Source organism: Citrobacter sp. Cu231 (genome assembly GCF_030332265.1).
Classification (GTDB): Bacteria; Pseudomonadota; Gammaproteobacteria; order Enterobacterales; family Enterobacteriaceae; genus Citrobacter; species Citrobacter meridianamericanus.
In genome coordinates, this window is record NZ_JAOWIE010000026.1 from 16498 (window position 1) to 27114 (window position 10617).

The 10617-nt window shown below is 49.5% G+C and carries 15 protein-coding genes; 9 read left to right on the forward strand and 6 right to left on the reverse strand.

Translation table 11 applies throughout. The annotated features are described in order from the left end of the window. The first annotated feature begins 68 nt into the window (after positions 1–68). The 3 genes from OGY15_RS01765 to arfA are packed head-to-tail and all read left to right on the forward strand — an operon-like array spanning position 69 to position 1149. On the forward strand, positions 69–437 hold the full coding sequence (locus OGY15_RS01765; protein ID WP_187260387.1) for a DnaJ family domain-containing protein: 369 nt from the start codon (positions 69–71) through the stop codon (positions 435–437). Between the two features lie 10 nt (positions 438–447). Then, positions 448–873 carry a Zn(2+)-responsive transcriptional regulator gene (gene zntR, locus OGY15_RS01770; protein ID WP_151219981.1) on the forward strand — a complete coding sequence of 142 codons (426 nt, stop codon included), beginning with the start codon at positions 448–450 and terminating at the stop codon, positions 871–873. Positions 874–930: 57 nt separating this feature from the next. Further along, positions 931–1149, forward strand: a complete 219-nt coding sequence (gene arfA, locus OGY15_RS01775; RefSeq protein WP_151219980.1) for an alternative ribosome-rescue factor ArfA — start codon at positions 931–933, stop codon at positions 1147–1149. On the opposite strand, the gene mscL is transcribed toward arfA, so the two are convergent. From mscL to def, 5 genes are all read right to left on the reverse strand, one after another. After that, on the reverse strand, positions 1146–1559 hold the full coding sequence (mscL, locus tag OGY15_RS01780; protein ID WP_003031152.1) for a large-conductance mechanosensitive channel protein MscL: 414 nt from the start codon (positions 1557–1559) through the stop codon (positions 1146–1148). The two genes, arfA and mscL, sit on opposite strands and share 4 nt — an antisense overlap. Positions 1560–1700: 141 nt before the next feature. Next, positions 1701–3077: a Trk system potassium transporter TrkA gene (gene trkA / locus OGY15_RS01785; RefSeq protein ID WP_096890501.1), complete on the reverse strand. Its 1377-nt coding sequence runs from the start codon at positions 3075–3077 to the stop codon at positions 1701–1703. Positions 3078–3098: 21 nt separating this feature from the next. Next, positions 3099–4388 carry a 16S rRNA (cytosine(967)-C(5))-methyltransferase RsmB gene (rsmB, locus tag OGY15_RS01790; RefSeq protein WP_286537842.1) on the reverse strand — a complete coding sequence of 430 codons (1290 nt, stop codon included), beginning with the start codon at positions 4386–4388 and terminating at the stop codon, positions 3099–3101. A gap of 51 nt (positions 4389–4439) precedes the next feature. Next, a complete protein-coding gene (gene fmt / locus OGY15_RS01795) occupies positions 4440–5387 on the reverse strand; it encodes a methionyl-tRNA formyltransferase (protein WP_151219979.1) in 948 nt (315 codons plus the stop codon). 14 nt (positions 5388–5401) lie between these two features. Next, positions 5402–5911 carry a peptide deformylase gene (def, locus tag OGY15_RS01800; RefSeq protein ID WP_003031159.1) on the reverse strand — a complete coding sequence of 170 codons (510 nt, stop codon included), beginning with the start codon at positions 5909–5911 and terminating at the stop codon, positions 5402–5404. A 131-nt stretch (positions 5912–6042) separates the two neighbouring features. On the opposite strand from def, the gene dprA reads away from it, so the two are divergent. The 6 genes from dprA to OGY15_RS01830 are packed head-to-tail and all read left to right on the forward strand — an operon-like array spanning position 6043 to position 9835. Continuing rightward, a complete protein-coding gene (gene dprA, locus OGY15_RS01805) occupies positions 6043–7167 on the forward strand; it encodes a DNA-protecting protein DprA (RefSeq protein ID WP_187260384.1) in 1125 nt (374 codons plus the stop codon). Continuing rightward, positions 7139–7612 (forward strand): DUF494 family protein Smg, encoded by a 474-nt coding sequence (gene smg, locus OGY15_RS01810; RefSeq protein ID WP_005134083.1) that lies wholly within the window; start codon positions 7139–7141, stop codon positions 7610–7612. The genes dprA and smg overlap by 29 nt, the downstream gene beginning before the upstream one ends. Positions 7613–7638: 26 nt before the next feature. Continuing rightward, positions 7639–8181 carry a DNA topoisomerase family protein gene (locus OGY15_RS01815; RefSeq protein ID WP_151219977.1) on the forward strand — a complete coding sequence of 181 codons (543 nt, stop codon included), beginning with the start codon at positions 7639–7641 and terminating at the stop codon, positions 8179–8181. A 4-nt stretch (positions 8182–8185) separates the two neighbouring features. Continuing rightward, positions 8186–8758 carry an L-threonylcarbamoyladenylate synthase type 1 TsaC gene (gene tsaC / locus OGY15_RS01820; RefSeq protein WP_187254191.1) on the forward strand — a complete coding sequence of 191 codons (573 nt, stop codon included), beginning with the start codon at positions 8186–8188 and terminating at the stop codon, positions 8756–8758. A gap of 1 nt (position 8759) precedes the next feature. Beyond that, entirely contained in the window at positions 8760–9581 is an 822-nt protein-coding gene (aroE, locus tag OGY15_RS01825; protein ID WP_252839109.1) for a shikimate dehydrogenase, read from the forward strand. Beyond that, complete coding sequence (locus OGY15_RS01830; protein WP_151224108.1) at positions 9578–9835, forward strand: DUF1488 family protein; 258 nt, start codon at positions 9578–9580, stop codon at positions 9833–9835. Before aroE ends, OGY15_RS01830 begins: the two co-directional genes overlap by 4 nt. Here the strand turns inward: OGY15_RS01830 and OGY15_RS01835 are convergent. Beyond that, complete coding sequence (locus OGY15_RS01835) at positions 9811–10365, reverse strand: gamma carbonic anhydrase family protein (RefSeq protein ID WP_151219973.1); 555 nt, start codon at positions 10363–10365, stop codon at positions 9811–9813. The genes OGY15_RS01830 and OGY15_RS01835 overlap by 25 nt on opposite strands. Positions 10366–10617 lie beyond the last annotated feature (252 nt).

A 10617-nucleotide genomic window follows, 5' to 3' on the forward strand; every position in this document is an offset into this window, starting at 1 on the left:
TTATATCCGTCATATCCCCGCTTATCTACAATATCAGTACTCTTTTTGTTCATCCCCTGGAGTGTTGTATGTGGTTATTGGACCAGTGGGCAGAGCGGCATATTATTGATGCACAGTCTAAAGGTGAGTTTGACCGTTTACCTGGTACAGGTAAGCCGTTGGTTCTTGATGACGATTCCCATGTTCCACTGGAACTGCGAGCTGGATTCCGTTTATTAAAAAATGCAGGCTGTCTTCCTCCTGAGCTTGAGCAGCGCAGAGAGGCAATACAGCTGCTTGAATTACTCACAGGGATCCGCAAAGATGATCCTGGTTATCAGGAGGTGAGCCGAAGACTTTCACTACTGGAACTTAAACTTCGACAGGCTGGACTTAGCACTGAGTTTTTACACGGTGAATACGCAGATAAGCTGCTACATAAAGTCAACGACGAATAGCGGAGAGAGCATGTACCGTATTGGTGAATTAGCGAAACTGGCTGACGTAACGCCTGATACCATCCGCTACTATGAAAAGCAGCAGATGATGGAACATGAAATACGTACAGAAGGTGGGTTTCGCCTCTATACGGAAAGCGATCTTCAGCGTCTGAAGTTTATTCGTTATGCCCGTCAGCTTGGTTTCACTCTGGAATCGATCCGCGAGCTACTTTCGATCCGAATCGATCCTGAACACCATACCTGTCAGGAATCAAAAGGGATCGTCCAGGAAAGATTGCAGGAGGTTGAAGCGCGAATAGCGGAGCTTCAGGCGATGCAACGATCGCTTCAGCGATTGAATGATGCATGTTGTGGCAAGGCGCACAGCAGCGTTTACTGCTCTATCCTTGAAGCTCTTGAGCAAGGCGCCAGCGGAACTACATCAGGTTGTTGATTTATTGAACGACCAGGTCTACACTCGCGGCGTAAACTATTACAAACTGGAGATAATATGAGTCGTTATCAGCACACCAAAGGGCAGATAAAGGACAACGCCATTGAGGCGCTTCTGCATGACCCACTGTTCAGACAGCGCATTGAGAAAAATAAGAAAGGGAAAGGAAGTTATCTGCGTAAAGGTAAACATGGTAATCGGGGTAACTGGGAGGCCAGTGGCAAGAAAGTGAATCACTTTTTTACCACTGGCCTTCTGGTTTCAGTGAGTGCTTAAGAACGATTATTTTGTTCTTTCAGCAGGTCACGAATTTCACTCAGCAATACTTCTTCTTTCGATGGAGCAGGCGGTGCTGCCGGCTCTTCCGCTTTTTTACGGTTCAGTTTGTTGATTAGCTTGATTGCCATAAAAATAGCAAACGCAACAATAATGAAATCAAAGACGTTCTGAATAAATACACCGTAATGCATGACAACCGCTGGGATATCTCCCTGTGCATCACGTAGCGTTAAAGCAAACTGTTTAAAATCGATGCCACCAATTAACAACCCAAGCGGCGGCATGATGATATCAGCAACCAGTGATGAAACGATCTTACCAAATGCCGCACCAATAATGACACCCACTGCCAAATCGACAACATTCCCGCGCATCGCGAATTCGCGAAATTCTTTAATAATGCTCATTTTATTCTCCCTATGCAGCTGACGTTTATAAGTTTAACAAATGTTTAGGCAATTTCCATTTATGTATTGCTCAAAGGAAAATTTATTAGACCCTGATAAATAAAGGGAAATAAAAAGGGCGCGGTATTCGCGCCCAAATTATTACAAGAAGAAAGGACTTGGCTGGAATAACCGCTCGACGTCGGTAATAAACTTTTTATCTGTCAGGAACATAATTACGTGATCGCCCTGTTCAATACGCAGGTTATCGTTGGCAATCATCACATCGTTGCCACGCACGACGGCGCCAATAATGGTTCCGGGTGGAAGTTTTATCTCATCAATTGAGCGACCTACAACCCGCGATGTTGTTTCATCACCGTGTGCGACAGCTTCAATAGCTTCCGCGACACCGCGGCGTAGTGAAGAAACACCAACTATATCAGCTTTACGCACGTGACTGAGCAGCGCAGAGATAGTTGCCTGCTGCGGCGAAATCGCAATATCGATCACGCTGCCCTGCACCAGATCGACGTACGCTCTGCGTTGGATCAACACCATCACTTTCTTGGCCCCCATCCGTTTGGCAAGCATCGCTGACATGATGTTAGCTTCATCGTCGTTGGTGACCGCGATGAACAGATCAACCTGATCGATATGTTCTTCCGCCAGCAGCTCTTGATCCGAAGCATCTCCAAAGAAGACGATCGTATTTTGCAGTTTCTCCGCAAGCTCGGATGCTCGCTGTTGATTACGTTCGATCAGTTTGACGCTGTAATCTTTTTCCAGACGATGTGCCAGACCAGCACCGATATTACCACCACCCACTAACATAATGCGTTTGTAAGGCTTTTCCAGTCGCTGCAATTCGCTCATTACGGCGCGAATATGCTGTGATGCTGCAATAAAGAAGACTTCATCACCTGCTTCAACAATGGTAGAACCTTGCGGACGGATCGGCCGATCATGACGGAAAATCGCCGCCACGCGGGTATCAATGTGTGGCATATGTTCACGCATTGTTGATAGCGCATTGCCGATTAGCGGCCCGCCGTAATAGGCTTTCACGACCGCAAGGCTGACTTTCCCTTCGGCAAAATTTACTACCTGTAATGCACCCGGATATTCAATCAGTCGATAAATGCTATCGATAACCAGTTGCTCAGGCGCAATCAGGTGGTCGATAGGCACGGCATCGGATTGGAATAGCTTGTCCGCATCACGAACGTAATCCGGTGAACGAATACGGGCGATGCGATTAGGCGTATTAAACAGTGAATAAGCTACCTGACAGGCAACCATATTTGTTTCATCTGAGCTGGTTACGGCAACCAGCATATCGGCATCGTCGGCGCCGGCTTCACGCAGAACGCGAGGATGTGAACCGTGCCCTTGTACGACGCGGAGATCAAACTTGTCCTGCAAGCTGCGCAGGCGTTCACCATTGGTATCGACTACCGTGATATCGTTGTTCTCTCCGACCAGGTTTTCAGCCAGCGTACCGCCAACTTGCCCTGCGCCCAGAATGATAATTTTCATCAGTCGCGACCCGTTATCTCATCACTTTTTGATTAGCTTAGCGTAAAAGAAGCCATCGCCATCTTCCGCACCTGGTAAATTCTGACGTCCAGGTTTTTCCGGCGTACCGGTTTCGCTTAATACCGCATCCGGATTACGAGCAAGGAAGGCGGCAATTTGCTGCTGGTTTTCTTCCGGCAGGATAGAGCACGTTGCATAAACCAGCGTGCCGCCGGGTTTAAGGTGTAACCAGGTGGCATTCAGGATCTCGGCCTGCAACTGCGCAAGTTCGACAATATCCCGGTCGCGGCGGAGCCACTTGATATCCGGATGGCGACGAATAACGCCTGTGGCAGAACACGGAGCATCCAGCAAAATACGATCAAACTGTTGTTCACCGCACCACTGCTGTGGATAGCGGCCATCACCCTGCTTTACGGTTGCCTTCATGCCCAGACGTTTCAGATTGTCGTAAACGCGTGATAAACGTTTTTCATCGACATCGACGGCCATTACGTTAGCGTGAGGAGCAACTTCCAGAATGTGAGTGGTTTTCCCGCCCGGCGCGCAGCACAGGTCGAGGATCTGTTCACCGTCTTCCGGCAACAGATAGGTCATGCATCCTTGAGCGGAAGCATCCTGAACGGTTACCCAGCCTTCGTCAAAACCAGGCAGGGCGTGCACAGGAGCCGGCGTTTCCAGACGCACTGCATCCGGATACGCCGGATGCGGGAAGCCGGTTAATCTCGCTTCGCTAAGCAGGTCCAGCCAGGCATCGCGCGTATGGTGGTTACGATTGACACGCAGCCACATTGGCGGCCGTTGGTTATTAGCTTCAAGAATGGCTTCCCACTGCTGCGGATAAGCGGCCTTAATACGTTTCACCAGCCAGGAGGGGTGTAAGAAACGTAAATCGCTTTGTGCGAACTCGGCCAACAGTTCATCCTGGCGGCGTTGAAACTGGCGCAACACGCCGTTGATCAGCCCTTTTAACTGCGGGCGCTTAATAACGACCGCGCCTTCTACGGTCTCTGCCAGTGCAGCATGCGGTGGAATACGGGTATGCAGCAGTTGGTAGAAGCCCACCATGATCAGATAGTGAACGGTGCGCTGTTTGCCCGTCATTGGACGTTCCATCAACTGCTGGATCATCCACTCCAGTTGGGAGAGAGTGCGCAATACGCCGAAGCAAAGTTCCTGCAACAACGCTTTGTCTTTATCAGCAACTTTTTGCTGCATGGCAGGCAGTACGTTGCTTAATGACTGTCCTTTTTCGACAACCTGTTCGACGGCCTGGGCCGCCATACTGCGTAAATTAAGATGTTTTTTCATAAGCGCAAAAATAAAAATGCCCGGAAACACCGGGCTTAAAGAGATGAACCGTCAGAACAGACGATTACCGGGTACAAACCATTCCCGGCGTGAATTAAGCAGATCCTGCGCACTCATGGCTTTTTTACCGGCAGGCTGCAAAGAGAGGAGGTTCAGGATGCCGTCGCCCGTTGCGATCTGGATACCCTGCTTTGTTGCCTCCAGAATGGTACCTGGCGCAGCCTGGGTGTTTACAGCAATGACCGAAGCTTGCCAGACTTTCACCGGCTGACCGTCGATTTCTAGCCAACTCATTGGCCACGGGTTAAAGGCACGAATGCAGCGTTCCAACTGAGCGGCTGAAAGCGACCAGTCGATACGGGCTTCTTCTTTGCTGAGTTTTTCTGCATGTGTAACCAGAGATTCATCTTGTACAACCGGTTTTATCGTACCAGCTGCCAGCTGTTTTAGCGTTTCAATCAACCCCTGCGGCCCTAAATCTGCCAGCTTATTGTATAGCGAACCGCTGGTATCTTCCGCCGTAATTGGGCAGGAAAGCTTAAGCAGCATATCTCCGGTGTCGAGGCCAACATCCATCTGCATGATGGTCACACCGGTTTCTGCGTCACCTGCCCATAGTGAGCGTTGAATTGGTGCTGCGCCACGCCAGCGTGGAAGTAGGGAACCGTGAACGTTGATACAACCCAGACGTGGCATTTCCAGTACGGCTTTTGGCAGAATCAGGCCATATGCCACCACCACCATCACGTCTGCGCATAAATCAGCAACCAGCTGCTGGTTTTCCTGAGGGCGAAGAGAGACGGGTTGGAAAACCGGTATCCCTTTTTCTTCCGCCAGCACTTTTACCGGGCTGGGCATCAGCTTTTTACCGCGTCCCGCCGGGCGGTCCGGTTGGGTAAACACGCCAACGACGTTGTGTCCAGAAGACAACAGCGCGTCGAGATGACGCGCTGCAAAGTCAGGTGTACCCGCAAAAATAATACGTAGTGAGTCTGACACGTTGATTCTTGTCCTTAAGCTCGGGCGTTCAGGCGGTCGAGTTTTTCAACTTTCTGACGAATGCGTTGTTGCTTCAACGGAGACAGATAATCGATAAACAGTTTACCGACCAGGTGATCCATTTCATGTTGAATACAGATAGCCAGCAGGCCATCGGCTTCCAGTTCAAAAGATTTACCGTTGCGATCGAGCGCGCGAATTTTTACTTTCTCAGCACGCGGTACTAACGCACGCTGTTCAGGAATCGACAGGCAACCCTCTTCAATGCCGGTTTCGCCGTCTTTTTCCAGCAGCTCTGGGTTAATGAGTACCAACTGCTCGTCGCGGTTTTCAGAGACATCAATAACGATGATGCGCTGATGAATATCGACTTGCGTTGCTGCCAGGCCGATACCTTCTTCGGCGTACATCGTTTCGAACATATCATCAACGATACGCTGAATTTCTGCATTCACTTCTTCAACCGGTTTTGCGACTTTGCGAAGGCGCTCGTCCGGAATATGTAACACTTGCAAAACTGACATAGTTATCCAGAGTTGTGTTCAGGAGTTGAAAAGATTATTACCTCTATTCTAGACAAAACCCCCTCTGATTGACAGCATCAGTGACCAATCGCAAAGATTGCCAGGACTGCTTGTGGCAGGGGGGAGCAGGGATGACCCAAATCGAAATTTGGCTACGTTTAGCGCAAGTGAATGAACTATATGGTGATGAGATGGTGCGCATTGCGCATTGGCTCAATACTCAACCGTGTATTAATAATACGGTACTTCATCATGCTGGATTCTCTCCCCGCCAGGTCAGACGGTTTTTAACTTTTTCACAGCAGACGCTGGAAAAAACGTTGCGTTGGCTTGAGCAGCCCAACCATCATTTTGTGGTTGCCGACAGTGAGCATTATCCCCCACAGCTCCGTGCGATTGTGGATTATCCTGGGATGCTTTTTGTCGCAGGAAATCCCGCGTGCCTCCCCTCATTTCAGGTTGCCGTTGTCGGTAGCCGACAACACTCCTGGTATGGCGAACGATGGGGGCGATTGTTTTGTGAAAAGCTTGCAGCATGTGGTGTGACGATCACCAGTGGTCTGGCCCGGGGGATTGATGGTGTGGCGCACAAGGCTGCGATAAACCGCCAGGGCACAAGTATTGCGGTGTTGGGAAATGGGCTTGAGACCATTCATCCACGACAGCATGTCCATCTTGCTGAGCGACTGATTGAGTCTGGAGGCGCACTGGTGTCTGAGTTTCCACTGGATGCGCTCCCTTTGCCGCGCAATTTTCCCAGACGAAATCGTATTATCAGCGGTCTAAGTAAGGGAGTCCTGGTTGTTGAAGCTGCACAGCGTAGCGGGTCACTGGTCACTGCGCGTTGCGCGCTGGAACAAGGGCGGGAGGTTTTTGCTCTGCCGGGAGCGATTGGGAGCCCGGGAAGTGAAGGTCCACATTGGCTTATTCAGCAGGGAGCTACGCTTGTGACGGCCCCAGAAGAAATTCTGGAAAATTTGCAATATGGGCTGCCATGGTTGCCAGATGAACCTGAAAAATCAATTTATTCGCCAGATCACGAAGAGGTGGCATTGCCATTTCCTGAGCTCCTGGCTAACGTAGGAGATGAGGTAACACCTGTTGACGTCGTCGCTGAACGTGCCGGCCAACCTGTGCCAGAGGTAGTAGCTCAACTGCTCGAACTGGAGTTAGCAGGATGGATCGCAGCTGTACCCGGCGGCTATGTCCGATTGAGGAGGGCATGCCATGTTCGACGTACTAATGTATTTGTTTGAGACATATATCCATAACGAAGCTGAGCTGCGTGTGGATCAGGACAAACTGGAACGGGATCTTACCGACGCTGGTTTTGATCGTGAAGACATTTACAACGCGTTACTTTGGCTGGAAAAGCTTGCTGATTATCAGGATGGTCTTGCTGAGCCTATGCAGCTGGCATCCGATCCTCTTTCTGTACGTATTTACACGGCAGAAGAGTGCGATCGACTAGATGCAAGCTGTCGAGGGTTCCTGCTATTCCTGGAGCAGATTCAGGTGCTAAACCTCGAAACGCGAGAGATGGTAATTGAACGCGTCCTCGCACTGGATACGGCAGAGTTCGATCTGGAAGACCTGAAGTGGGTGATCCTGATGGTGCTATTCAACATTCCAGGTTGTGAAAATGCCTATCAGCAAATGGAAGAATTACTCTTTGAAGTGAATGAAGGTATGCTGCATTAATCAATTTTCATTCAGTATGAGTTGTTATGGCTAAATCAGCACTGTTCACGGTGCGTAAAAATGAGCCCTGCCCACAATGCGGGGCTGAACTGGTTATTCGTTCCGGGAAACACGGTCCGTTTCTCGGTTGTTCACACTATCCAGAATGCGATTACATCCGTCCGCTGAAATCTTCTGCGGACGGACATATTGTCAAAGTTCTGGAGGGTAAGCTTTGCCCTGCATGTGGCGCAGAACTGGTGCTGAGACAGGGAAGATTCGGAATGTTCATTGGATGCAGTGATTATCCTGCGTGTGAACATACTGAACTTATCGACAAGCCTGATGAAACAGCAATAACCTGTCCTCAATGCCAGACTGGCCATCTTGTTCAGCGGCGTTCCCGTTATGGCAAAACCTTTTATTCCTGCGAGCGCTATCCGGAGTGCCAGTTTGTCATCAACTTCAAACCGTTAGCTGGGGAGTGTCCCGAGTGTCATTATCCACTGCTCATCGAAAAGAAAACCGCGCAGGGTGTGAAGCATTTCTGTGCCAGTAAACAATGTGGAAAGCCGATTTCGGCGGATTAAAAAAGTGAATAATAACCTGCCCGCAGAACTTATCGCTGATGCGATAGAGGTTCTGAAACAAGAAAGAGTCATCGCCTATCCAACAGAAGCTGTATTTGGTGTCGGCTGCGATCCTGACAGCGAAACGGCTGTCACCCGTCTGTTGGAGTTAAAACAACGCCCAGTCGATAAAGGCTTAATTTTGATTGCAGCAAACTTTGACCAGCTTAAACCCTATATCGACGATAGTATGCTAACCGAGGCCCAACGTGAGGCTGTTTTCGCCCGCTGGCCTGGACCTGTTACTTTCGTTTTCCCGGCGCCCGCGACTACGCCTCGTTGGTTGACTGGTCGTTTTGACTCGCTGGCCGTGCGTGTCACCGATCATCCGCTGGTGGTTGCACTCTGCCAGGCCTATGGCAAACCATTAGTCTCTACCAGTGCTAATTTGAGTGGCCTGCCGCCTTGCAGAACAGTTGAAGAAGTTCGCGCGCAGTTTGGTACAGACTTTCCTGTGGTTGAGGGGGTGACTGGAGGTCGTTTGAATCCTTCGGAGATCCGTGATGCTCTGACGGGTGAACAGTTTCGACAGGGGTAATATGAAAGAAGCCTATGCTGTTTTTGGTAATCCGATAGCGCACAGTAGATCGCCCTTTATTCATCAGCAATTTGCAAAGCAGTTGAAGATTGATCATTCCTATGGGCGTGTACTGGCACCCATCAATGATTTTGTGAATACGCTGAACGCTTTTTTTGCTGGGGGTGGGAAGGGGGCAAATGTCACCGTGCCTTTTAAAGAAGAAGCGTTTGCACGTGCCGATGAGCTCACGGAGCGGGCATCGCTTGTAGGAGCGGTCAATACTCTTAAGCGGTTGGAGGATGGACGTTTACTGGGAGATAATACGGATGGTATCGGCTTATTAAGCGATCTCGAGCGTTTATCTTTTATTCGTCCCGGTTCGCGAGTTCTGTTGATTGGTGCAGGCGGCGCATCCCGTGGTGTATTACTGCCTCTTCTTTCTATGGATTGTGCGGTGACCATCGTTAACCGTACACCTTCCCGTGCTGAAGAACTGGCACAAATATTCTCCCACACCGGCAGCGTGCAGGCGGTGGGAATGAACGACCTTGATAATTGCAGTTTTGATTTGATCATCAACGCCACATCCAGCGGAATAAGCGGTGAGATACCGGCCATTCCAACATCTCTTATCCACCCTTCTGTCTATTGTTATGACATGTTTTATCAGAAAGGGAACACACCGTTTCTTTACTGGTGTGCTTCGCATGGGGCGAAACATTATGCCGATGGTTTGGGGATGCTGGTGGGGCAGGCTGCGCATGCAGTTTTACTCTGGCATGGCGTTTTGCCACAGGTTGAGCCTGTCATAAAAAGCCTGCAACAGGAATTGTCGGCATGAATCAGGCGATCCAGTTTCCCGATCGAGAGAAATGGCAGGTAGATATTAGTGCTGTTGTTTTTCCGGCGATGGTTCATGGTATGCAGTTAACATGTGCCATATCAGGAGAGAAGTTGGCGTCCCGCTTTGGTGGCTCTACGCCTGAGCAGTGGTTGGAAATATTTCAACAGCATCGCTGGGACCTGGAAGAAGAGGCCGAAGCATTGATCCAGGACCAGCAGGAAGACTCTCAGGGTTGGGTTTGGTTACTGTGATTTAAATACTCATCTTTCCATTTAACATAGTTATTAGCAGAGTATTGTAAGCCTGCCTTCTCTTCATCGCTTAATGGACGGATCTGTTTAACCGGGCTTCCCAGATACAGATACCCACTCTCCAGGCGTTTATTTTGCGGAACCAGGCTTCCAGCCCCAATCATAACGTCGTCTTCTACCACCACACCGTCCAGTAAAATCGATCCCATACCGACTAATACGCGGTTGCCAATGATGCAGCCGTGCAACATGACTTTATGACCGACCGTCACATCTTCACCCACGATCAATGGATTACCCTGCGGATTTGATGTGGATTTATGCGTGACATGCAAAACGCTGCCATCCTGAATGTTCGTACGGGCGCCAATTTGCACAAAGTTTACATCGCCACGAATCGCAACCAGCGGCCAAATTCCGACGTCATCAGCTAAACGCGTATCACCAATCACAACACTGCTGGCGTCGATCATCACGCGTTTTCCGATCTGTGGGAAAAGATCCTTATAAGGACGTAATACATCAGACATGTTCACCTCAACGAAAATAGAGCAGTAAAGAAGACTTTGGTTGGATTACCGAGACTACGCAAGTGATTTAGCTATCAAAAATCAGCCAAATTGCGCAGGAATGTAGCGAAAGGGGTGAAAAACAAGCATTCAGCAAAAAAGATCCAAAAAACACTTGTGCTAAAAAATGGGATCCCTATAATGCGCCTCCATCGACACGGCGGATGTGAATCACTTCACACAAACAGCCGGTCCGGTTGAAGAGAAAAGCCT